The organism is Nocardia niwae NBRC 108934 = DSM 45340 (genome assembly GCF_001613465.1).
Classification (GTDB): Bacteria; Actinomycetota; Actinomycetes; order Mycobacteriales; family Mycobacteriaceae; genus Nocardia; species Nocardia niwae.
Genome location: NZ_BDCK01000016.1, coordinates 15,274 through 38,236, shown reverse-complemented (window position 1 = coordinate 38,236; position 22,963 = coordinate 15,274). Strand labels below are relative to the sequence as shown.

The window sequence follows — 22,963 nt, the reverse complement described above, 5'->3', positions numbered from 1 at the left end:
CGGGCCGTGGATTTCCCGCGGCCCGTTCGTCGTTTCCGGCATTCGCGCTGCTGTTCGCGTTGCCGTGGTTGCCGACCTGGCGGTGGACCGTCCGCCGCTGGTAGCGAGCGAGGCACTTCGGGAACGGATCAGCGGGCGCGCAGGCCGTCCAAGACGACGGCGAAGGTGCGCTCGCGCTGCGCGGGGGTGGCGGCGGTGCCGTGGGTCGCCAGGAACGCGCCCTTGATGACGCGCATCAGGTCCTCGACCTCGATGTCGGTGCGCACGCCGCCCGCGTTCTGCGCGCGGGTGAGCAGCGCGCCGATGGCAGCGTTGAGTTCGTGTACCGGTCGCAGATATTCCGGTGCGTCCGGGCCGCCCACGGCGTCGGCGAGATCGCGTTTGACGCTGCCCTCCGCCACGAGCCGGGTCAGGAAGTCGAAGAACGCGGTCACCGGTTCCGCGGCGTCGGCCAGTTCCCTCGCCAGCGCGATGATGCGGTCCACCCGATCCACGATCGCCGCCTCGAACAGCGCTTCCTTGGTGGGAAAGTGCCGGTAGACAGTACCCGCGCCGACACCGGCCCGCCGGGCGATCTCGTCCAGCGGCACCGAGAGCCCTTCTGCCGCGAACGCTTCCTGCGCGGCTGCGAGGACGCGCTCCCGGTTGCGACGGGCGTCGGCGCGCAGCGGTCGGCGCTCGGCTTCGGTCACGAGGATCGAGTCTACTGTTGACAAACGGGGCGCACGTTCCGGATTATAAGCGGGTTGAACGTTCCGCTTATGGAGGTCTGTGATGGCTGCTGGTTCGTCCGCGCGAAACCCGCGCGAGTTGGTCGAGCGGTTGTTCGGCGACTTGCCCGCGCGTGACGCCGACGCGTTCGTCGCGCTGCTCGCCCCCGACGCGGTCTTCGAGATCCCCTTCACGGTTCCCGGTCTCCCGACCCGCCTGGAAGGCCGGGAGGCGATTCGCGAGCATCTGGTGCAGCGCTGGTCGGGACTCTCCGGAATCGAGGTGCACGCGATTCACCCCCAGATCTACGAAACCAACGATCCCGGAGTGCTGCTCGTGGAGAACGAAGTCGACATGACCGCCCCCGGATCCGGCCGTGTTCGAGTGCGCACTTCGGTCAACGTCGTCCACGTGCGCGACGGCCGGGTGGTGCTGTTCCGCGATTACATGGACACCGCCCGCTTCGCCCGCCTGGCCGCCGGCTGAGCGCTGCCCGGCAAGACGGCGCTGTTTGCGATCCGTTCGAAGGCATCGGGAAACCCGAGCCTGAAGCACGACCTGGCGGGGTATTGGTCGCGTCGGATCACGCAGGAGCACCGCATCGTCTACCGAGTCGTAGACGATGCGGTCTGGATCGCCGAGGTCGGCGAGCACTACGACTGAACGCGACTCCGAAAAGGTCTCGCTCGTCGCTGCGCGCGGCTGTTAGCCTGCGCCGATGGCGAATCCTCATCCTCACGTGTATCTCGGCGACCGGATCGTCGCCGCTGACGCTGCCACCGTGGGCGTCGCATCGTCGGCGGTGCTCTACGGACTCAGCGTCTACACCGTCTTCCCGGTACACGTGGATGGGGCAGCGCGGACGGCATTCCGTCTGGACGATCATTTCCGCCGCCTCGAGGAGTCCTGCAAGATCATCGGCATCGATCGATTCGCGGCCGAATGGGATTTCGCGCGTTTCCGCGAGGCCGTAGTGGAACTGGTCGCCGCGAACGCTCCGCGCGACGACGTTTTCGTCCGGGCGACGGTGCACGTGGTCGAGTCGATTCCGGGTACGCGGGTGCGCGGCTGCGCGATTCAGGTCAGCATGTTCGTCTACGACGCGGTGCCGATCGTTCCGCAGGACGGCATGCGCCTGAAGTCGAGCCCGTGGCGGCGCATTCCGGACAACGCGATTCCGTCGCGCGCGAAAGTCAACGGAGCGTATGTGAACTCGGTGCTGGCCAAGCAGGACGCGATCGACAGCGGGTACGACGACTGCGTTTTCCTGGACGGCAACGGGCACGTCTGCGAACTCAGCGCGGCGAATATCTTCCTGGTCCGCAACGGCACGCTGATCACGCCCGACGTCTCCTGCGACATCCTCGACGGCATCAACCGCAGGACCGTGCTGACCTTGGCGGCGGAAGACGGCATCCCGGTGGTGGAACGCACCGTCGATCTCACCGAGCTGTATATCGCCGACGAAGTGTTCGTCACCGGAACGTCGTCCGGCGCGGCGCCGGTCGTGGAGGTCGACGGCCGCCTGGTCGCCGACGGCGCTCCCGGACCGATCTCCCAGGCGCTGCGCAAACGGCACCATGCGGCTTTGCGCACCGACGACGCGCACGGCTGGGTCACGAATCTGTCCGTAGGCCGCTAGCCACCGCGAGGAAGTTCAGCGGATGCCCGGGGTGCGCGGGTCTGGTCCGAGGCAGGCCAGGATGGCGCAACCCGGCGCGGTGTCCGCGAACGGCGGGTCCAGCGGGCGATTCAAGCAGGCGAAGACGTTGCACCCCGGATAGGCGGCTGGACCGAGCCCGAACACCGCGACCAAGATGTCCGTGTCGACGAAGCGGCGCGGGTCGAGTCGCAGCGGCGGTTCGACGTACGGGCCGGGGTCGGGCACCGGCCGGTCGTCGAACGCGTCGAACACCTTGCGGAAGAACTCGTAGGGCAATTCCTGGGTGTTCTGCACGACCCCCGACACGCCCTGGCCGCTGACGTTCCCGAAGACGCCGGTCCACACCACCGTGAGGTCGATGCTCGGGATGACGAAGACGTTCTGCAACCCGAGTCCCGCCATCGCGTACACGTCGCGGGGCAGGAAGTCGGCGATCTCGGCGCAGCCGCTCCCGAGCCAGAACAAATAGCCGTAGCAGGTGTTCGTCGGCGAGGGCGTGCGCGCTTTGCGCAGGTAGTCCAGGGAGACGATCTGCTGTTCGCCCCAGCGCCCGTCGTTGCTCACCAGCAGTCCGAGCTTCGCGAAGTCGTTCGGCGGGATCATCAGGTGGGCGTAGCCGTAGGTGTGCCCGGAGCGGTCCCGAGCCCAGTAGTAGTCACTGCGCAGGATTCCGAGGGGATCGAACAGCTCACGCTGCGCGAACTGTTGCAGCGGTTCGCCCACGGCCAATTCCAGGACGTAGGCCAGCAGGTCGACATTGCGCTGGCTGTAGGTGAAGACGGTGCCCGGCGGGTTGTCCAGTGGCACGCCGAGGGCTTGCACCGCGCTGTCCGGGTCGACCGGGATCACCCCGGTGACACCCTCGGTCAGCACGCCCACCCGCATCCCCGAGGTCTCGGTGAGCAGATTCTCGACGGTGATCGACCGGTGCGCCGCATCGCCCAGCCCCGGGGGCAGGTAGCGGTCGATCGGCGCGTGGAGATCGAGCTTTCCCTGGTCCCAGGCAATTCCGGCGAGCATGGAGACGACGCTCTTGGTGGAGCTCCAGATGTTCCACGCCACGTTGCCCGTCTGGTCGTTCGTCGGCCCCGCACCGATGAGGCAGTTGTGCCGGAACACCTGCACGTTGAATCGGTTCCGGCCGGCCGCGAAGGTCAGCGCTTCCTGGAGCTTCGCGGAGTTCAATCCGACCTGTTCCGGCGCCGCCCGTTGCAGATCGCGGCCGGAGGTGACCGCGCACCGCACCTGATCGCCGGGCGCAGCGGCCGCGCTCCCGGCGAGGAGATTGCCCGCCACCAGCGAAAGTGCCGCGATTCCCGCCAGGAACCCACCGAAACGCCCCATACGCAAAAGGCTAGCGCTCTCCTGCCGGTTCAGAGCCCCTGACAGGCGGGCGTGTGGCGAGAAACTGGACGCCCGATATCCGAGAACGGACCTATGGCCGAAACGGCAGCGCCGCCGGGTTCGCGAGGAACCCGGCGGCGCCGCAAGCTCGGACACCATATAGGTGTCACGACCGTGGTCGACGTCCCACAAGCGCCTCTCGGCGGGTGGTCGCTCGTAGCGACGAAGGGTGCGGCCCGGGGCTGTCCGGACGCCGACGGTGGGTGTCGACGTCCCACAAGCGCCTCTCGGCGGGTGGTCGCTCGTAGCGACAAAGGGTGCGGCCCGGGGCTGTCCGGACGCCGACAGGGGGTTCAACCGCGTGTCCTCGGAAGCTATTCCGCAGCGGATTTGTGAGGCTCGCCACTTCTGTCAAACGCTGTACTGCGCGGCGAACCGCGTGTCGCGGCCGGTCGGCGCATCGCGGTGCCTTCAAGTTTTCTTGATTGATTCCAGATTATTTTCTTGACTTATTCCAGAAAAGGGCCAGAATCGAAGCATGCACACCAGCGGCGCCACTCCACGAGAGTGGCTACGAACAGCGGGTTTGCGGGTCACCGCCCCGAGGCTCGCGGTGCTGGACGCGGTCGCCGCGCGGCCGCACTCGGATGCCGACACGGTGGCCGCCACCGTCCGCGAAACACTGGGCTCGGTTTCCACGCAAGCCGTCTACGACGTGCTGCACGCCTGCGTGCGCGCCGGGATCCTGCGGCGGATCGAGCCAGCCGGCTCGTCCGCGCGGTACGAGACCCGGATCGGTGACAATCACCACCATCTGGTGTGCCGAAGCTGCGGTGCGGTCGCGGACGTCGACTGCGCCGTGGGCGAAGCCCCCTGCCTGGCCCCTTCGGACGCGCATGGATTCGTGATCGATGAAGCCGAGGTCGTCTTCTGGGGCGTGTGCCCGTCCTGCCGTTCCCATCCCGGGACTGATGTTCACCAGCCGAGGAGTCACCCATGACCAAACCGACAACGACGAACACCGGTATCCCGGTCGAAAGCGACGACGAATCGCTCACCGCTGGCACGCAGGGCCCGATCCTGCTGCACGATCACTACCTCATCGAGAAGCTGGCGCAGTTCAACCGCGAACGCGTGCCGGAACGCATCGTGCACGCCAAGGGCGCGGGCGCTTACGGTGAGCTGGTCGTGACCCACGACGTCAGCAGGTACACCAAGGCCAAGCTGTTCCAGCCCGGTGCGCGCACGGAGTCGCTGGCGCGCTTCTCCACCGTCGCCGGCGAGCAGGGCAGCCCGGACACCTGGCGTGACCCGCGCGGCTTCGCGGTGAAGTTCTACACCGAGGACGGCAACTACGACCTCGTCGGTAACAACACGCCGATCTTCTTCATCAAGGACCCGATCAAGTTCCCGGACTTCATCCGGTCGCAGAAGCGCCTGCCCGGCAACGGTCTTCGCGACCACAACATGCAGTGGGATTTCTGGACACTGCGTCCGGAGACCGCGCACCAGGTGACCTGGCTGATGGGCGACCGGGGCATCCCGAAGACCTACCGGCACATGAACGGCTACGGTTCGCACACCTATCAGTGGATCAACGCCGCGGGCGAGCGCTTCTGGGTGAAGTACCACTTCAAGACGGACCAGGGCATCGAGTACCTCACCCAGGCCGATGCCGACCGGATCGCGGGCGAGGATGCCGATTACCACCGTAAAGACCTGTGGGAGGCGATCGAGCGCGGTGACTTCCCGAGTTGGACGGTGTACGTGCAGGTGATGCCGGTCGCGGAGGCCGAAGGCTACCGGTTCAACCCGTTCGACCTGACCAAGGTGTGGTCGCACAAGGACTACCCGCTGATCGAGGTCGGCAAGTGGACACTGAACCGCAACCCGCGCAACTACTTCGTCGATATCGAGCAGGCCGCGTTCGAGCCGTCGAATGTCGTTCCGGGCATCGGCTTCTCGCCGGACAAGATGCTGCTCGGACGCGTCTTCGCCTACGCGGACGCGCACCGCTACCGCATCGGCGCCAACTACGCGCAGCTGCCGCCGAACCAGGCCAGGGCCGCGGAGGTGAACTCCTACTCCAAGGAGGGCGCCATGCGGTACTACTACAACGACCCGAATGTGCCGGTGTACGCACCGAATTCGTTCGGCGGCCCGCATGCCGACCCGCGGCAGGCGCCCGACGGCGGCAGCTGGGATTTCGATCCGACCATCGTGCGGGCCGGTTACGTCCAGCACGCCGAGGACGGTGACTTCACCCAGGCGGGCACCCTGGTGCGCGAGGTGCTCGACGACGCGCAGCGCGAGCGGCTGGTCCGCAACATCGTCGGCCATGTGCTCGGCGGTGTGCGGGAGCCGGTGCTGGGCAGGGTCTTCGAGTACTGGAAGAACGTGGACGCCGACCTCGGTAAGCGGGTCGAGGAGGGGGTGCGCGCCGGACTCGACGGCGGCGCGCAGGGCTGAGAGATCCGCACCCGAGGCAGGGGCGCGTCAGGGACGCGCCCCTGCCTCCGGCGTGTCCGGCCGATCCTCTTTGCCCGGTAGATGCCGGGCTGCCAGAGTGGTGGCATGTCTCGGCTGACGCGTGACCACCGGGTGGCGCTGGCCGCCGCCTTGGCGCTGCTGGCCGGTTGCGGTACCGAAACGGACGCGGTGCAGCCGGGTTCGATTACGCCGAACGTGGCCGGTCCCGCCGCGAGCGCGAGCGCGGTGGGTCACCTGCGATCTCGGAACCAGCTGGGATCGAGTATCGATCGGCGTCGTGCGCCGTAGCCCTGGCTACCGGGGCATACGCCGGGATCGGACACGCGAGACGGTGGATACGACGGATTCCGTCACCGCGACAGCTGCGTCGTGCGCAGCGAATAGGCCGAGTTCGGCGCGACCATCGGCGCCGGCGAATTCTGGGCCGCGGTTCATGGCGTGCGCAGCTCGTACGGGTGAGGAAGCGGACCGCGAAGGGATCAACGGCGTGCTGAAGTAGACCTGGCCGGGTGGGACGGCCAGGTTCGGACACCTACAGCAGGCCCCACCAGTAGAGCAGGCTGGCCAGAATCCAGACCACCACGGTTTCCATCGTCGCTCCCCATCTCGTCGGCGCACTCCTCACCATCATCCCGCGATCCGGCGCCGGGCGGTAGGAGCTTGCCGGGCTCCACGGGGTGAAAGACGCGCTCACCTGCGTTTTTGATCTTGCAAGGTCTTCTTAAGTCCACGCCAAGCCCGGGCCTGCATTCTTTGTCTCACGGAGGGGAAAAGCCCAGCACCGAAGGTGCGAACCGGGGAACGACCTGTCTCGAGGGGTGACAGGTCGGCCCCCGGGGGTGGTGTCCGCCGGGCCGGTCTACGAGGGGTGGCCGGCCCGGCGGACATGGAACGCGGAGCGGTCGCTCCCGCAGGCTCTTCCTGGAGCTGACCGGCAACCGGACTGTTGTTGCCGCTGCCGAAGGTAACCGACGGGTGGGCGGCGTCGAGTCCGAGACGGGGTAGGTGCGGCGGGGCCGGTCGTGCGGGTGATCGGCCCGCCTTGGTGAAACGTGTTCTAGACAGTTGGCGAGATTTGTCTTATCGTCGATACATGGTGAACGTTGCGTATCGGGGCGCTCCCGTTTTCGAACTCCGTTCCGGCCCCACCTGGGCGTCGCCGTGGGAGATGTACGCGGCGCTGCGCGACCACGATCCGGTGCAGCACGTCGTGCCCGCCGCCCGCCCGGAGAACGACTACTGGGTGCTCACCCGGCACGAGCACGTCTACGCGGCGGCGCGCGACAGCGAAACGTTTTCCTCCCGCGACGGCCTGACGGTGGAATACGGCGAACTCGACGAACTCGGCCTGACCGACAATCCCCCGCTGGTGATGCAGGATCCCCCGCAGCACACCGACTTTCGCAGGCTGGTCGCTCGCGGGTTCACTCCGCGCCAGGTCGAGGACGTGGAGCCGGTGGTCCGCCGGTTCGTGCGTGACCGGCTCGACGACCTAGCGGCCCAGGGCGGCGGCGACATCGTCGAGCAGCTGTTCAAGCCGCTACCGAGCATGGTGGTGGCCCACTACCTCGGCGTCCCGGAGCAGGACCGGGCTCGGTTCGACGGCTGGACCGATGCCGTCGTCGCGGGCAGCATCGATCGGACGAACACCGAGGCGCAGGCGGCGTCCGCGGAGATGATGGGGTACTTCGCGGATCTGATCAAACGCAGGCGCACCGATCCCGGCGACGACACGGTGTCACTGCTGGTCCAGGCGGGCATGGCCGCCGATGACACGGACGTGCGCGGGCTGGTCCAGATCCTCGCCTACACCTGGACCATGGTCGCCGGCGGCAACGACACCACGACGGGCCTGCTGGGCGGTGCGGTGCAACTGCTGCAACAGCATCCGGACCAGCGCGCCGCGCTCGCCGCGGAACCGGATCGGATCCGCGCCGCGGTGGAGGAGTTCGCGCGCCTCACCGCACCGGTGCAAGGGTTGGCGCGCACCGCCACGCGCGACGTCGAACTGGCCGGGAAGACCGTGCCCGCCGGGCGGAAGGTGCTGCTGGTTTTCGGCTCCGCCAACCGGGACGAACGGGCGTTCGGCGCCGATGCTGCCGAGCTGGACATCGACCGGAATCCGCAGCGGATCCTGACCTTCGGGCACGGGCCGCACCACTGTCTCGGAGCGGCCGCCGCGCGGATGCAGGCCCGGGTCGCGCTCGAGGAGTTGCTCGATCGGTTCCCCGGCTATGTGGTCGATATCGACGCGGTCGAGTACGCGAACGGTCCCTATGTTCGCAGGCCGACTACTGTGCCGTTCCGGTGCGGGGGCTGAGCGGTGCGGTGCAGCGTGCCGCTCGGGCCACAAGGTGCGCGCGGTGAGAGAGGACGTTCATGAGTGGCGATTGGCTGGCCGACGGCCGCGCCGAGCTGGCCGGTGAGCGCATCCTCGACGCGGTGCGCGCGCTGTTCATCGACAAGGGCGTCAGCGGGGTCGGCATGGCCGAAGTGGCCGACGCCGCAGGTTGTTCCAGGGCGACGCTGTATCGCTACTTCGAGAATCGGCAGGCGCTCTACGTGGCCTTCGCGGGACGGGAGGCACGTCAGCTGGTCGAGCGGGTCTGGCGCGACCGGGCGGCGCCCGCGAGCGCGGAGCCGGGGGAGCGGTTGCTCGACACGTTGACCGCGCTGCTCGCCGAGGTGCGGAAAACACCGCATCTCGCGGTCTGGTTCGAACCGTCCAACGCGGGCATCGTTGCCGAACTGGCGAATTCACCGGGTGTGGTCGACGCGCTCGCCACGGGCTTCGTCGCCGGATTCCGCCCCGCGCTGCCCGCCCCCGCGGCCGAGCGCGTCGGTCGGTGGGTGGTGCGGGCGATGGTGTCGTTGCTGACGCTGCCCGGTGGAGGGGAAGACGAAGAACGAGCGATGCTGCGCGACTTCGTGCTTCCGTTCCTGCTCGACGATCGGACCGTGATCGACTGATCCCGGCACGTCGCCGACCGGAGCCCCGCGGAACTCCGGTCGAGGCGCGAGCCGACGGCGCACGGCTCAGACGGTCGCCGCCGAGTAGTCGGGCAGGTCGTAGGTCTCGGTCTTGCTCAACATCCGCATCATGACCGGTCGCATCGCCTTCGACATCATCAGCTTGCTGAGCGTGTGACCCGCGCGAATGCCGAAGCGGGACTTGGGCGTCATGGCGTTCAGGCCGCCGGGCTGCAACTGCTGGGCCGTCCGTACGAAGGGGCGCAGCACCTCTTCGTAACGCGCCAGGCCCTGCCCGGGGTTGTCGGCGTGCGCGGTGACTTCACCGGCGAGAACGTACGCGCCCACCAGTGCCATCGCGGTGCCCTGCCCGGTGAGCGGTGAACCGCAGTACCCCGCGTCGCCGAGCAGAACCACCCGGCCCCGCACCCAGCTCGGCATGTCGATGCGGGCCAGCTCGTCGAAATAGAAGTCCGGCGCCTCGGACATCGCCGCCACGATGCGGGCGGACTCCCAGCCGCCGCCGGCCAGCCGGTCGCGGATGAGCTGCTGCTGTGCCGCGACATCCCGGCGCAGGGCGGGATCCGCCGCCGCGCGGATCACCACGAGCGCTTTGCAGGTGGCCGGGTCGGCGTCGGGGCGCATGCCCAGGCCGGTGGCACCGACCAGCGAGTGCATCGTGAACCAGTGCGGCTCCAGGTCTTCCGGTCGCGGCAGCGTGAAGAACGACATGTAGCCACCCAGGTACGTCGCGAACTGCTCTTCGGGGCCGAACACCATCCGGCGGGTGGCCGAATGCAGACCGTCCGCGCCGATCACGAGGTCGAATCGCTCCGCCGTCCCGGAGGCGAAGGTGACGTCGACGCCCGCGTCGTCCTGGCGGATCTCGGTGATCCACTCCCCGTACCGGTAATCGACGCCGCCCTCGGCGGCGAGCAGGTCGAGCAATACCTGGTTGAGATCGCCACGGGTGATCTCGATTTCGGCGACCGCGCCCTTGCCGTCGAACAGTTCTGCGGGCATGCGGAGGATCTCGCGGCCGGTGCCGTCGACGTACTTCATGCCGCGCTCGTCGAGCTGGCAGGCGCGGATGCCCGGCATCATGCCCATCCGCTCGGCCACCTCACGGCTGGGTCCGCGCAGGTCGACGGCCTGCCCGCCGGGTCGCGGCGCGGCCGCGCGCTCCACGACGGTGGCCCGGATGCCGGACCGGAGCAGTTGCAGCGCAACGGCGTTGCCGCCGATGCCGCCGCCGGCGACGAGCACGCGGAGCTGGCTGCTTATGGACTTGGGGCTCATGACTTCCTCGACTCCCACTCGGATTGACCAAATGTCTTAGACATATGTCTAACACGCGGCTGGCACGGTTGTCTAGCACAAATGTCTAAACCGGTCGGCCGAAGAATGGCCCATGGCGGCGAGGACCTCGCGCGGCCATGGGCCACCGGTGAAGCAGGAGCTAGGAGCGATGCCGCAGATACGTACGCCAGCTCGCGTGATGGGTGATGTCGGTCGCGGCGGCCGCCGCATCGTAGGTGCAGGTGAATCCGACGACGTCGCGCCCGTCGGCGAGTTCGACACTGGTCAGTGCCATGGGAGCGGGAAGCTCGGCGAGGAATGCTCCCAATCCGGCCGCGGAGATCCGGAACAGTTCCCCCTCGATCGGAGCACCGCGTCCCGGTCCGTAGCGCACCAGTCCCGGTTTGGGCGGGGTGGTGTCGAGCGCGGTGAGGCGGTAGGCGTCGCTGGTCCGGACGGCGCCGAGAAAACGGGCGCCGAGGTGTTCGAGCTGCCAGTGCAGCGGCTGCCCCCGCAGGTGCGCTCCGAAGACCGCCAAGTCGACACCGCGGTCGACCAGCAGCGGCGCGTTCTGCAGGCCGAGCAGGCGAGCGGCGATGTCGATCGCCACCTGATCGGCGAAAGCGGGGGTGACCAGCATGACCCCGAACGGAGCGCCGTCGGTGGTCATCGCGCCCGGCACAGCGACGGCGGACATGTCCAGCAGATTGCAGAAGTTGGTGTACGTGCCCATCCGCCGGTTGATGCCGATCGGATCGGCTCGCACCGCGGCGATACTCGGGTGTTCGGTGGTCGTCGGCAACAGCAGTGCGTCGAAGCCGCGCAGCAGGTCGGCGGCCGCTGCCTTCGCACGGGCCAGCGTGTCGAGATCGGCGGCGAACGCCGAGCCGGACTTCTCCCGCGCCGCGCCGATGATGGCGGCGACGGTCGGATCGGCGCCCGCCGGCTCGGTGGCCAGGAACGCCCCCACCGCGGCATGGCGTTCTGCGACGATCGCGCCGTCGTAGAGCAGCAGCGCGGCGTCGAGCAAGACGGAGACGTCGACTTCCTCGGTTTTCGCGCCGGTATCCGCGACGGCGGCAACGGTGCGCGCGAACGCTTCCCGGTACGGCCCAGTGAGCGGCGCGAGATCCTCCGGGCGTGGCACGGCGATGCGCGGCGCGAGCGGGGCGGCCAGCCGGACGTCGGCGGGCCAGGTCCGGCTGCGCGGATCCCGCGGCTCCGGGCCCGCCATCACCGCGGCCGCCGAGACCGCGGAATCGAGATCGGCGGCGAAGACCGTCACGGCGTCGTAATCCGCGCAGGCGGGCACCGTTCCGTGCGCCGGGATGACCCCCAAGGTCGCCTTGAGACCGACGATCCCGTGCAATGCCGCGGGCACTCGCCCGGAACCCGCTGTGTCGGTGCCGATTCCGATGTCCGCGATGCCGAGCGCCACGGCCACGGCGGAACCGGAACTCGACCCGCCCGACACCAGTTCCGGATCGAGGGCGTTGCGCACCGCGCCGTACGGGCTGCGCGTCCCGACCAGCCCGGTGGCGAACTGGTCCAGGTTCGTCTTGCCCAGCACCAGCGCGCCCGCCGCGACCAATCGCTCGATCGCCGCCGCGGTCGCCTCCGGCGGGTAGGTGAACTCCGGGCAGGCAGCGGTGGTCGGCAGGCCCGCCACGTCGATGTTGTCCTTCACCGCCACCAGCACCCCGGCCAGCGGCAGAGTCTCTCCGGCGGCGAGCCGCTGGGCGAGGCCGGCCGCTTCGGCGGCGACCTCGGGTTGCGGGCGCAGGGAGATCCACACCTCCGGCCGATCGACATCGGCGATTCGCCGATAGGCGGCCGCGACGCGTGCGACGGGGTCGGCTGCCGTGTTGCCTGGGACGCCTGAGGGCATTCAGTCGACTCCGATCACTACTAGGGGCGTTCCCGGCTCCACCTTGGCGCCGGACGTGGTCAGGACCTTCAGCACGGTGCCCGCGGCCGGACTGTGGACAGGTAGTTCGAGTTTCATCGCCTCCAGGACGGCCACCGGCGCACCCGCCGCGACCCGCTGTCCGGGTGCAACTTCCACCCGCCAGACATTGCCGATCATCGGCGCGGAGACGACGGTCGCGTCGGCGGGCAACCCGGCCAGCGGGTCGTCGATCGGCGCGGCGACGGGTGCGACGGTGCCGCGCTCGAATTCGCCCGCTGCCCGCCACGCGTCCTTCTCCGCCTCGAACGCGGCCGCCTGCCTGGCCTCGAACTCGGCGATCGCGCCTGCCTCGGTGCGCAGCAGCCGCAAGTGGTCGGCGAGCGCGAAACTGCCTTCGCTCACCTCGGCGTCGAACCTGCCCGCCGCGGCCGCGGCGCGGTATTCGAGCAACTGCTCCGCCTCGACCGGTTCCCAGACGATGCGATCGAAGAACCGGAACAACCATGGCGTCCCCGCTTCGAACGGCGCGGATTGCCGATAGCTGGACCAGATCGGCACGGTGCGGCCGATCAACTGGTAACCGCCCGGCGAGGCCATCCCGTACACGCACAGGTACTTGCCGCCGATCCCTACGGCATCCGACGGAGTCCAGGTCCGCGCCGGGTTGTATTTGGTGGTGACCAGGCGGTGCCGCGGATCGAGCGGAACCGCAAGGGGCGCGCCTAGATACACGTCGCCGAGCCCCAGCACCAGATACTCGGCGTCGAATACGGTGGTGCGCACGTCATCCACGCTGTCGAGCCCGTTGATGCGGCGGATGAACTCGGTGTTCGACGGCAGCCAGGGCGCGCTGTCGCGCACCCCGCTGCGGTATCGGTCGATCGCCTCGGCGATGGACGGGTCGTCGAACGACAGCGGCAGCCGGATGGTGCGGCTCGGCACCACGAGGTCGGTCGTGGCGGGCAGCTCCACTTCGAGTTCGGCCAATGTGCCGAGCAATCGGTAGTGCGGCAACACCTCGGGGTCGAAGTGGATGTGCAGGGACCGGACACCCGGGGTGACGTCGAGAATGCCGGACAGCCGGACGCGGGCGAGGGCTTCGGCCAGCGCGTGCACCCGCATGCGCAGCCCGAGATCGAGCACCATCTCCCCGTATTCGACCAGGACGTTGTCGTCACCGCCGCGCAGGTATCGCACCCGCGGCCGGTCCCGCGACGCCTCGAAGCCGCCGAGCACACCGCGATCGTGCAGCGCCGTGAGCGACACGGTGGGCAGATCCGGCACGCGGCTGCCGTCGGACGCGCGCAGCGCGGCCGCCTTGTCGTCGTCGACCGGCACGAACCGCACCGAGTCACCGGGACGCAACTGCCCCATCCGCCAGCGATGCGCGGACACCACGGTGAGCGGACAGGCGAAGCCGCCGAGGCTGGGGCCGTCGGGCCCGAGCAGGATGGGCGTGTCGCCGGACACGTTCAACGCGCCCACGCTGTAGGGGTTGTCGTGCAGGTTGGACGGGTGCAGCCCGGCTTCGCCGCCGTCGGTGCGCGACCAGGCCGGTTTCGGGCCCTCCAACCGGATGCCGGTGCGGTTGGCGTGGCTGCCCACCCGCCACGGGTGCGTGCAGAACTGGGTCATGTCGGCGTCGGTGAAGTACGCGGGCGCGGTCTGCGGACCGACGCCGACCGCGAGCTGCCAGTCGTGGGTGAATACCGGCCGGTCGTCCGGAGGCACCGTGGCCGGTGTACTCGAGGCGTCGGCATCCGCCGGGGCGATGCCGAGCACGTCACCGGTCGCCACCGCCTTCCCGGTCACACCGCCGAATCCGCCGAGGGTGAAGGTGGCCGCGCTGCCGTGATAGAGCGGCGCATCGATGCCGCCGCGCACCGCCAGATAGGTGCGCAGGCCGGTGTCGATGGGTGCGCCGATGTCCAGCACCGCGCCCGCGGCCACGGTGACCGGCTCCCACATCGCCACCGGGCGGCCGTCGACCGTGACCGGCGTCGGCGCGCCGGTCACACACACGACGGTGGTGTCGGAGAAGCGCAATTGCGGGCCCTGCAGGGTGCATTCGAGCGCGGGGACGCCGATCGGGTTGCCGACCGCGGTGTTGGCGAGAGTGAACGAGAGGTCGTCCATCGGGCCGGAGGGCGGAATGCCGACGTCCCACAGCCCGATCCGGCCGGGGTAGTCCTGCACGGTGGTCATGGTGCCGCCCCGCAGCACCTCGATGCGGCGGCCGACCGGGCGGATCTCGGCCAGCGTGGTCGTGGTGTGCTCGGTGCGCAGCACCCGGCCGTCGGCCGAAGCCCGACGCAATTGCGGCAGATTCGTCTGCACGCCGTAGATCCGGGTCGCGGCGAGTGCGGTGCGCAGTGCGGTGAAGGCGTCCCTTCGGCTCTCGCCGGTGCCGATCACCTTGGCCAGCAGCGGGTCGTAATACGGACTGACCTCCGAGCCGGTGGCGACCCACGTGTCCACTCGGATGTCGTCCGGGAAGTGCGCGGCCGTGATCAGGCCCGCACTCGGGCGGTAATCGTGGCCGGGATCTTCCGCGTAGACACGCGCCTCCACCGCGTGGCCGGTGATCGCCGGTCCGCTCTCGGGCTGTTCGTCGACCATCGAGGTGTCGCCGCCGGCCAGGCGCAGCATCCACTCCACCAGGTCGACGCCCGTGACCGCCTCGGTGACCGGATGCTCGACCTGCAGCCGCGTATTCATCTCCAGGAACGACGCGGTGCCGCTGTCGGCGTCGTAGACGAACTCCACTGTCCCCGCCGAGCGGTACCCGACCGAGCGGGCGAGTTCCCTGGACGCGGCGAGCAGGCGCTGCGACAGTTCCGCGGCGAGGCCCGGCGCGGGCGCCTCCTCGATCACCTTCTGGTTGCGGCGTTGTAGCGAGCAGTCCCTGGTACCGAGGCTGACCACACGGCCGTTGCCGTCGCCGAACAACTGCACCTCGATGTGGCGGGCGCGCGCGACGAAACGCTCCAGGAAGACGCCCGCCGAACCGAAGTTCGCCGCCGCGATGCGCTGTACACGCTCGTAGGCCGCGCGCACCTTGTCCGGGCCGAAGCAAGCCTGCATTCCGATGCCGCCACCGCCGCCGACCGCTTTCAGCATCACGGGAAAGCCGATCCGCTCGGCCTCCGCCACCGCGTGATCGGCCGATTCGAGCAGGTCGCTGCCCGGAATGAGCGGCACGCCGACCGCGCGAGCCGCCATGCGTGCGGTGTGCTTGTCGCCGAAGACGCGCAGCTGCGCTGGCGTCGGCCCGACGAACGCGATGCCCGCCTCCTCGACCGCGGCGGCGAAATCGGCGTTCTCCGACAGGAAGCCGTAGCCGGGATGGATGGCTCGGGCGCCGCTGGACAGCGCCGCCTCGACGACCACGTCGGCCCGCAGATACGACTCCGCCGCCGGGCCCGGTCCCAGCCGCACGGCGACGTCCGCCATCTCGACGTGCGCGGCGCTCGCATCGGCGTCGGAGTACACGGCGACCGTCTTCAGCCCCAGCGCCCGGGCCGTACGCATGATCCGGCAGGCGATCTCGCCGCGATTGGCGACCAGCACCGTATCGAATTCCGAACTCACGACCGCTCCCTGCTAATCCGTTGCCAGCGACATCGCCGCGATCGCGCGGGTGACCCGTTCGAGCACCACGTCCAGCGATTCACCGATGTGCGTGTGCAGCAGCCGATACGCGAGCGGGAGGTCGTCGGCCAGCACGGCGTCCAGAATTCCGAGATGCTCGGCGATGGTGGTCTCGATCCGGTTGTTGACCATGAAGTCGTACATCCGCACGTGGCGGATGCGGGAGTTCACCGCCTTCAGCGCCCGCACCATCTCGGTGTTGCCCGCAGCGGTGAGCAGGGTGACGTGGAATTCCTCGTCGCGCACCACGAAACCGGGTTCCTGTTCCGGCGGGTCGGCGCGAAGTTCCAGCCAGGCGGCGCGCTCGGATTCCAGTAGTTCGCGGTCGTGCGTAACCGCGGGGTTGGTCATCGCGCGCTGCAAGCCGCCCAGCTCCAGGGTGATTCGAAGCTCGTACAGGTCACGGATCAGCGGAATGCTGGGGCGCACCGGACTGAAGCCGTATTCTTCGCGTTGCAGCAGTCCGTCCGAGCACAGGACGGTCAGCGCCTCGCGGATCGGCGTGCGCGAGATGCCGAAGCGCGCGGAGAGTTTCGGTTCGGTCAGCCGCTGGCCGAATTTGATGTCTCCGTTCATGAGTTCGCTGCGCAGCGCCGCGTACACCACGTCGCGCAGCGGTTTGCCCGCCGCGTCCGCGAGGGTCGTTATCCGTGTCGACATGCTTGTATACGCTATTGACCTCGCGTTTCGGCGGAGTGTCCGTAGGTTATCGCCGCGTTAGCGTCTGCTCACCGCGCCGGCCGGGGCGCTGTGCCCCGACGATCTGCCGGGCGCTGGGGCGAAACGGAATCCCGTGCCGGCTCGACAGACTCATCGAGTCGGTTGTCCATCAGCGAAGCATCAAGGAGACGGTATGAAGCGCAGCACGAAGTTCGTCGGAGCACTCGCCGCCGTGGCGGCGGCGCCGATCCTGGCGGCCGGTACCGCCCAGGCCGACCCGGGCACGGTCTACTTCTCGGTGGGCAGCATGAACTGCGCGATCTTCGCGGACGGCTCGCTCGGATGTGATTTCGCCTCGCCGCTGCGTTTGAGCTACTACGTCGGCGACACCTACGTGCCGGTGCCCGTGGCGGTGAACGAGATCGCCATCGACCAGCCCTGGTTGCCCGCGCATCCCACGTTCGACCCGGCCACGCCGTACACCTTGCCGGGCGGCAATCCCAGCATCAACGACGTGAAGACCGGTTCGGGGCAATGGGGTCCGATCATCGAGCACGCGGGTGCGTCGTGCCAGGTCGGTTTCCACGGCAGCTTCACCTGCCAGGCGCTGGGCCGGGGATTCGCTTCCTACGGCGGTACGGTCGTCGCGTGATCGTCCGACCGGCGCGCCCCCTGCCGGTCGGGGCGCGCTGGTCGGAATTCCGCCGCTACCGGCCGTTTGCGGCGTTGAGCCGGATGACCTGTGCGTTGACCGTGCTCGCCGCGGCACCGGCGAGATAGGCGACCACCGCGCTCGGCTCGGTGGGCTGCATCGCGGCGAGGGCGGTCTCGAGTTCCGCGTTGTCGGTCGCGCCGACGCCGTAGCTGACCGTGTTGACGGTGATTCGCCGTGCTACGAAGTCCGGTGCCACGGCCTGGCCGAGCTGCTCGACCGCGCCGCGCGTCGCGTCGTGCACGGCGCTGCCCGGGTCGGCGGGATCGCAGACGGAGATGATCCGTCCTTCGTCGGCCAAGTGCTGCAAGGCCAGCTGCAGGCCGTGGAACACGCCCTTCACCGTCGCCGCGAACGCGTTGTCGAACGCCTCCGAACTGAGCTTCGGGAACGGCTCGGACTCCGGCACCGCCGCGGTGTTGACCAGCACATGCCACCCGCCGCATTCCTCGAGCAGCACCTGCACCAGCTCGTCGTACTCGTCGCGATCGGCGATGTCGGCCGCGAGCGCCAGTGCGGTACCGCCTGCTTCGGTGATCTCCTCGACCACGTCGGCGGCGGGCTCGGGGAAGTGCGGATGGTGCACGACGACCCGTGCACCCTGCGCGCCCAGCGCTTTCGCGATCGACCTGCCGATTCCGGTGTAGGCCGCGGTGACCAGCGCGGTCTTCCCGGACAGCGGTTTGTCCGCGGGCACGCTATCGACGGGCTTGCTCATCTGCCGACCTTTCGTCGATTGCGGAAATGAGATTCAAGCATGATATTCCCGTATCCGACCGGACCAACCTACGAAGGATCGTCGGCGCACACCGTGTCGGCTGCCCCGGCGATGGCGAGGGTCTGCGACGTGCCGCGGAACCGGCAGCGCGGAACGAATGCCCAAGTCCGGTCGCGCGCAGGCGTAGACGCGGTCCCGCCCGTTCGATGCCCGGGCGGGAGCTTCGCGGATGGTCTCCGCGGACGCGTCCGCATCCCTGAGCGGCACGCGATTGCTATACCGAAACCCACTGTGGCATGGACGAATTCGTCCGTGGCGATCGCTACGCGTCGATGAACAGGTCGTTGGCCAGCGCACCGTCACCCGGAACGACGCGGTATCGGTCCAGATCGGTGATTCCGTCGGCGGCGAGCACTTCTTCGTCGAGCAGCAGCCGGCCGGTGTTGGTCGCGGCGGGGCTGGTCACCACGAGCAGGGCGGCGTCGGCGCAGATGTCGGCGGTGCGCGAGGCGGCGACGGCTTCCGCACCGCCGAGCAGGTTGCGAACCGCCGCGGTGTCGATCTTCGTTTTGGGCCACAGGGAGTTCACCGCGATGCCGTAGGTCCGGAATTCCTGTGCCAGGCCGACCGTGGCGATGCTGACACCGTATTTGGAGACGGTGTACGCGACGCCGTTGCCGACATGTGCGGGGTTCATGTTGAGAGGTGGGGAAAGCGTGAGGATGTGTGGGTTGCGCCCGGCTCGCGCCGACGTGCGCAGGTACGGCAGCGCCAGCTTGGACAGCAGGAAGGGGGCGCGGAGGTTCACGGCTTGCATGTGGTCGTAGCGCTGCATGCCGATCTGCTCCGCGCCGGTGAGATCGACCGATCCGGCGTTGTTGACCAGGATGTCGATGCCCGCGAAGCGCTCGACGATCCGCTCGACCGCGTTCGTCAGCGCCTTGTCGTCGCGGACATCCGCCACCAGCGGGAGGACGGCCCCGCCCGCGGCTTCGGCGCGAGCGGCGGCGGTGTGGATGGTGCCCGGCAACTTGGGGTGCGGCTCCTGGGTGCGGGCGATCATGGCGACGTTCGCGCCCTCCGCCGCGAACCTGATCGCGATCGCCAAGCCGATGCCGCGGCTGGCTCCGGTGATCACCGCGGTCTTGCCGGCGAGCAGACCCTCGCCTGCCGTGGATGAGGAAGTGGGTCCGTGCATAGCCGGTGCTGCCCTTCGGATTCGGACGATCTTGCTCCGAGGCTAACCGGCGAGCGGGGGAACCGGGAGCGGTTCGAGCGCCCCACCGAGAGGATCTGCGCAGGCTTCCGGTTGCTGCCTTTTCGCTGCCCACCGGCAACACCCGGCAACGGGAAAGGCCCCTGACCGTGCACCGGTCAGGGGCCTTCCCGTCGTCTCAACCACGAGTCGGGGTGACAGGATTTGAACCTGCGACCTCTTCGTCCCGAACGAAGCGCGCTACCAAGCTGCGCCACACCCCGTGAAGCGAACCTGGAGTAGCTTACAACAGGGTGGCGCGAGACGTTAAACCGGCAGGTCAGTCACCCTGCGAGGGGGCGGATGCTGGCGAAGATGCGCTTGGCGGTCTCGGCGTCGAGGGCGTGCGGGACGCCCGTGTCGGCGGCGATCACCATCACGAAGTTCCCCTGGTCGTTGGGGAACGCCGCGGTGTAGACGGAGTACGCCTTCGCGCAGCCCGGCTTGGCGTCGGCGACGGTGCCTTTGGTCTCCACGAACATGCCGTGCTGAGAGCCGTCGAGCGACGCCAGCGGCATGGGCAGACCGGGTGTGCCGCCGGGCGTCCCCTTGTAGGCGAGCGTGGCGGTCCTCGTGCCGAGTTCGGTCGCCGCCTTCCCGGGGTCGGAGGTGTCCGAGCCGGTGAGGAAAGCGACGGTCCGGGTCGACCCGGGGCAGTAACCCTTGCCTTCGCTGGCCAAGCCTTTCCCCGCGACGGCGTTCGGTGGCTCGCCGAAACCGCCGATCGTGCTCTGCGGCGCGATCGTCCAGTCGGCGGGCACGTCGTAGGCGGCGCCGCTGTCGGGCGCTCGGACGACCTGGAAGCCGGGGATGACCGGGGCCTTGTCGCCCGAACCGCGGGCGGTCGTCGTGGGAGCGGTTGCGGTGGTGGACCGCGTGGGCGCGGTCGCCGTGGTGGTGGTGACCGCGTTCACCATCGACGGTGCGGCGCCCTGAGCGGCATCCTCCCGCTTCGTCCGCGTCAGGGCCACGACTCCGGCCACGAGACCACCCACCAGAAGCACCGCCAAGCCGATCGACAAGACGAGCTTTCCCCGGCCGCTGCTGTTCGGGCGGTTCGGCGGCGGTCCGCCGAAACCGCTTTGCCGACCGTAGCCGGGCTGATGCAGCCCGTCGGGCGCGGGGCCGTACCGGCCGGGCGCGGCTGCGGATTGCCACTGCGGAACCTGCGCCGGTCGGCCGAACAGGTCGGCGGGATAGCCGAGCTGGGTCGGCGCCGAGTCGGCGAGGTCCGGCACGGCCGACAGCCTCCGGTTGCGGGAAGGGCCGGGCTGGTCGAGCGCGCCGAGCGGTTGCCCGAGCATCGTCGGGTCATTGCGCCCGTGGCCGACGGGATCGGGGTCGACCGGCGGCGGCCACGGTCCGGGGGATCGGGACAGGATCGTCGGATCACCGGCGTCCTGCGGTCCTGGCTGCCGGTCACCCAGGGACTGGGCGAGCAGCGTCGGGTCGTCTTGCGTGGGCGCGTTCGGCGTCCACGACAGCGCGGGATCGCTCTGCCAAGCGGGCTGCCACTGGAGTGTGGGCGCGGGCTCTTGGTTCGGCTGCCACTGAGTGGCGGGATCGGGCTGCCACTGGTGCGGCGGTCCGTCAGCCGGCGCGGCTCCCGGTTGCCCCGGCGAGGTGGGGGCATGCTCGCGCGAGTTCGGCGGCCACTGCACCGGATGGCCGGGGGACTGCTCTCGGCCGCCGCGCTGCCATGGCGTGGCGCCGGGTTGGGCTGGTTCGTCGAACCCGCCGAACTGCCCCGGCGACGGTTGTTGCGGGACGTCGGGTTGCCACGGAGGCACCCCGCCGTCCGGGGGCCGAGCATCGGAGTCGCTCGGGGGAAAGGCGGACTGTGGTGGGGGGGTGGGCTGTTGCCGAGGAGTCGGAGGCCCGGCGGGCCGCCCCAGAATCGTCGGGTCGTCGCGCCGGTCGTCGAATCCACTCACAGTTGTCCCCTACCTGACACACGTCTCGGCTGGGGACCTTAGCGGGCGACGGCCTCCGATGCCGACACTCCGTGGCCCGTGTCGGCTGCCGGCCGCTTCGGTGGCGCGGCGACCAGCGTCAACAACGTCGCCTCCGGACGGCAGCAGAATCGGTACGGCGCCCACGGAGAGGTGCCGACGCCCGCGGAGACGTGCAACCTGGTGTGCTCGCCCCACTTCGACGGACCCTTCACCCGGGACCGGTCGATCCCGCAGTTGGTGACGAGCGCGCCGTAGCCCGGCAGGCACAATTGGCCGCCGTGCGTGTGCCCGGCGAGCACCAGGTCGTATCCGTCCTCGGCGAAGCGGTCCAGCACGCGGGGCTCGGGGGAGTGGGTGAGGCCGAGTCGCAGGTCGGCCAGCGGATTCGGGGCGCCGGCGACAGTGTCGTACCGGTCGCGTTGCAGGTGCGGATCGTCGACACCGGCGGTGGCGATGCGGATTCCGGCGACTTCGAGATCGCGGCGCACGTGCGTCAGATCGAGCCACCCGCGCTCGGTGAAGGCCGCGCGCAGGTCCTTCCACGGCAGCGGAGCGCCGTAGGTGCGGCGATGGTCCCTCTTGAAGTACTTCAGCGGGTTCTTCGCTACCGGCGCGAAGTAGTCGTTGCTGCCGAAAACGAAAAGGCCCGGGCGGGAGAGCAATCCGCCGAGGGCCTGGACCACCGCGGGCACCGACTTCTGGTGCGAGAGGTTGTCGCCGGTGTTGATCACCAGGTCGGGCTCGAGCCGGTCGAGTTCCCGCAACCACTGCTGCTTGAGCTTCTGTCCCGGCGTCATGTGCAGGTCACTGAGGTGGAGCACTCGCAGCGACGACGACCCCGGCGCCAGCACGGGCATGGTCGCCTCCCGTAGGACGAAGGCGTTGCGTTCGACCAGCGAGGCGTAGCCGATTCCGGCCACCGCGGCCCCGGCGGCTCCCAGCGCGGTCGTGCGTACAGCAGAGGTCGAGATCACGGGCATTTGCCCAGCATAGGTGACCTCGCGCAGGAGCGCCGAGTGTGTTTCCGCACATGCGCCCGTTTTTCCGGCGGGAAATCGGGCCGCGCGGCAAATGTAGTGGGACGGCCGCGTCACAGCGGCTACCGTGAGCGGCATGTCGGAACTCAAATCGCAGCTGCGGACGGATCTCACCGCCGCGATGAAAGCCAAGGACACGCTGCGCCTTTCCACGGTGCGGATGCTGCTGTCGGCGATCCAGACCGCGGAGGTCGCCGGCTCGGAGGCCCGTGAGCTCACCGACGCCGAGGTCGTCTCCGTGTTGCAGAAGGAAGCGAAGAAGCGCAACGAGTCCGCCGAGGTCTACACGCAGGCCGGGCGCGGCGAACTGGCGGCGAACGAGCACGCCGAGGCGCGCATCATCGAGGAGTACCTGCCGACTCAGCTGACCGACGCCGAGGTCGCGGATCTGGCCGATACCGCCATCGCGCAGGTCGCCGAGGAGATCGGGGAGCGTCCCGGCATGCGTCAGATGGGACAGGTCATGAAGATCGCCACCGGGCTCGCCGCGGGCAAGGCCGACGGTTCGCGTATTTCGGCGGCCGTGAAGGCGCGGTTGTAGGCAGCGACGACAAAGGGGCCGCGAACCGTGTGGTTCGCGGCCCCTTTG

General features: G+C 69.1%; 20 protein-coding genes and 1 tRNA gene. 10 read left to right on the top strand and 11 right to left on the bottom strand.

All coding sequences use genetic code 11. The features are described 5' to 3' along the window. Positions 1-128: 128 nt before the first annotated feature. Entirely contained in the window at positions 129-692 is a 564-nt protein-coding gene (locus NNI01S_RS07400; protein WP_063018880.1) for a TetR/AcrR family transcriptional regulator, read from the bottom strand. A gap of 82 nt (positions 693-774) precedes the next feature. Here NNI01S_RS07400 and NNI01S_RS07395 point away from each other — a divergent pair, with 82 nt between their 5' ends. Genes NNI01S_RS07395 through NNI01S_RS07390 form a run of 3 tightly spaced genes read left to right on the top strand, consistent with a single transcriptional unit; the run spans position 775 to position 2,353 of the window. Beyond that, positions 775-1,197, top strand: coding sequence for a nuclear transport factor 2 family protein (locus tag NNI01S_RS07395; protein ID WP_063917364.1), 423 nt, complete (start codon positions 775-777; stop codon positions 1,195-1,197). A 3-nt stretch (positions 1,198-1,200) separates the two neighbouring features. After that, a complete protein-coding gene (locus NNI01S_RS33295) occupies positions 1,201-1,374 on the top strand; it encodes a Txe/YoeB family addiction module toxin (RefSeq protein ID WP_439956120.1) in 174 nt (57 codons plus the stop codon). Positions 1,375-1,429: 55 nt separating this feature from the next. Beyond that, positions 1,430-2,353 carry an aminotransferase class IV gene (locus tag NNI01S_RS07390; protein WP_063018878.1) on the top strand — a complete coding sequence of 308 codons (924 nt, stop codon included), beginning with the start codon at positions 1,430-1,432 and terminating at the stop codon, positions 2,351-2,353. A gap of 15 nt (positions 2,354-2,368) precedes the next feature. Here NNI01S_RS07390 and NNI01S_RS07385 read toward each other — a convergent pair whose 3' ends face one another. Further along, positions 2,369-3,718, bottom strand: a complete 1,350-nt coding sequence (locus NNI01S_RS07385) for a serine hydrolase domain-containing protein (protein WP_063018876.1) — start codon at positions 3,716-3,718, stop codon at positions 2,369-2,371. 538 nt (positions 3,719-4,256) lie between these two features. On the opposite strand from NNI01S_RS07385, the gene NNI01S_RS07380 reads away from it, so the two are divergent. The 5 genes from NNI01S_RS07380 to NNI01S_RS07360 all read left to right on the top strand — a co-directional run bounded on the left by NNI01S_RS07380 (position 4,257) and on the right by NNI01S_RS07360 (position 9,178). Then, the gene (locus tag NNI01S_RS07380) at positions 4,257-4,718 is read left to right on the top strand and encodes a Fur family transcriptional regulator (RefSeq protein ID WP_063018874.1); all 462 of its coding nucleotides are present in this window, start codon (positions 4,257-4,259) and stop codon (positions 4,716-4,718) included. Then, positions 4,715-6,187: a catalase gene (locus NNI01S_RS07375; RefSeq protein ID WP_063018872.1), complete on the top strand. Its 1,473-nt coding sequence runs from the start codon at positions 4,715-4,717 to the stop codon at positions 6,185-6,187. Before NNI01S_RS07380 ends, NNI01S_RS07375 begins: the two co-directional genes overlap by 4 nt. A gap of 105 nt (positions 6,188-6,292) precedes the next feature. After that, positions 6,293-6,496 carry a hypothetical protein gene (locus NNI01S_RS07370; protein ID WP_063018870.1) on the top strand — a complete coding sequence of 68 codons (204 nt, stop codon included), beginning with the start codon at positions 6,293-6,295 and terminating at the stop codon, positions 6,494-6,496. 805 nt (positions 6,497-7,301) lie between these two features. Next, a complete protein-coding gene (locus NNI01S_RS07365; RefSeq protein WP_063018868.1) occupies positions 7,302-8,528 on the top strand; it encodes a cytochrome P450 in 1,227 nt (408 codons plus the stop codon). A gap of 59 nt (positions 8,529-8,587) precedes the next feature. After that, positions 8,588-9,178 carry a TetR/AcrR family transcriptional regulator gene (locus tag NNI01S_RS07360; protein ID WP_063018866.1) on the top strand — a complete coding sequence of 197 codons (591 nt, stop codon included), beginning with the start codon at positions 8,588-8,590 and terminating at the stop codon, positions 9,176-9,178. 66 nt (positions 9,179-9,244) lie between these two features. Here the strand turns inward: NNI01S_RS07360 and NNI01S_RS07355 are convergent, their stop codons facing one another. From NNI01S_RS07355 to NNI01S_RS07340, 4 genes are all read right to left on the bottom strand, one after another. Further along, on the bottom strand, positions 9,245-10,477 hold the full coding sequence (locus tag NNI01S_RS07355; protein ID WP_063018864.1) for an FAD-dependent monooxygenase: 1,233 nt from the start codon (positions 10,475-10,477) through the stop codon (positions 9,245-9,247). A gap of 160 nt (positions 10,478-10,637) precedes the next feature. Further along, positions 10,638-12,365: an allophanate hydrolase gene (gene atzF, locus NNI01S_RS07350; protein ID WP_063018862.1), complete on the bottom strand. Its 1,728-nt coding sequence runs from the start codon at positions 12,363-12,365 to the stop codon at positions 10,638-10,640. Continuing rightward, entirely contained in the window at positions 12,366-15,977 is a 3,612-nt protein-coding gene (uca, locus tag NNI01S_RS07345; RefSeq protein ID WP_063018860.1) for an urea carboxylase, read from the bottom strand. 12 nt (positions 15,978-15,989) lie between these two features. Then, positions 15,990-16,697, bottom strand: coding sequence for a GntR family transcriptional regulator (locus tag NNI01S_RS07340; RefSeq protein ID WP_063018858.1), 708 nt, complete (start codon positions 16,695-16,697; stop codon positions 15,990-15,992). A 193-nt stretch (positions 16,698-16,890) separates the two neighbouring features. Between NNI01S_RS07340 and NNI01S_RS07335 the strand changes: the two genes are divergently transcribed. Continuing rightward, on the top strand, positions 16,891-17,349 hold the full coding sequence (locus tag NNI01S_RS07335; RefSeq protein ID WP_063018856.1) for a hypothetical protein: 459 nt from the start codon (positions 16,891-16,893) through the stop codon (positions 17,347-17,349). A gap of 55 nt (positions 17,350-17,404) precedes the next feature. On the opposite strand, the gene NNI01S_RS07330 is transcribed toward NNI01S_RS07335, so the two are convergent. The 5 genes from NNI01S_RS07330 to NNI01S_RS07310 all read right to left on the bottom strand — a co-directional run bounded on the left by NNI01S_RS07330 (position 17,405) and on the right by NNI01S_RS07310 (position 22,317). Beyond that, the gene (locus tag NNI01S_RS07330; RefSeq protein ID WP_063018854.1) at positions 17,405-18,127 is read right to left on the bottom strand and encodes an SDR family NAD(P)-dependent oxidoreductase; all 723 of its coding nucleotides are present in this window, start codon (positions 18,125-18,127) and stop codon (positions 17,405-17,407) included. A 322-nt stretch (positions 18,128-18,449) separates the two neighbouring features. Continuing rightward, positions 18,450-19,325, bottom strand: a complete 876-nt coding sequence (locus NNI01S_RS07325; RefSeq protein ID WP_063018852.1) for an SDR family oxidoreductase — start codon at positions 19,323-19,325, stop codon at positions 18,450-18,452. Positions 19,326-19,532: 207 nt separating this feature from the next. Further along, positions 19,533-19,606 (bottom strand) — tRNA-Pro (locus tag NNI01S_RS07320). A gap of 60 nt (positions 19,607-19,666) precedes the next feature. Further along, positions 19,667-21,172, bottom strand: a complete 1,506-nt coding sequence (locus NNI01S_RS07315) for a DUF8017 domain-containing protein (protein ID WP_063018850.1) — start codon at positions 21,170-21,172, stop codon at positions 19,667-19,669. Positions 21,173-21,354: 182 nt separating this feature from the next. Beyond that, positions 21,355-22,317, bottom strand: coding sequence for a metallophosphoesterase (locus NNI01S_RS07310; protein ID WP_063018849.1), 963 nt, complete (start codon positions 22,315-22,317; stop codon positions 21,355-21,357). A 133-nt stretch (positions 22,318-22,450) separates the two neighbouring features. Between NNI01S_RS07310 and NNI01S_RS07305 the strand changes: the two genes are divergently transcribed. After that, positions 22,451-22,915 carry a GatB/YqeY domain-containing protein gene (locus NNI01S_RS07305; RefSeq protein WP_063018848.1) on the top strand — a complete coding sequence of 155 codons (465 nt, stop codon included), beginning with the start codon at positions 22,451-22,453 and terminating at the stop codon, positions 22,913-22,915. Positions 22,916-22,963: the final 48 nt, after the last annotated feature.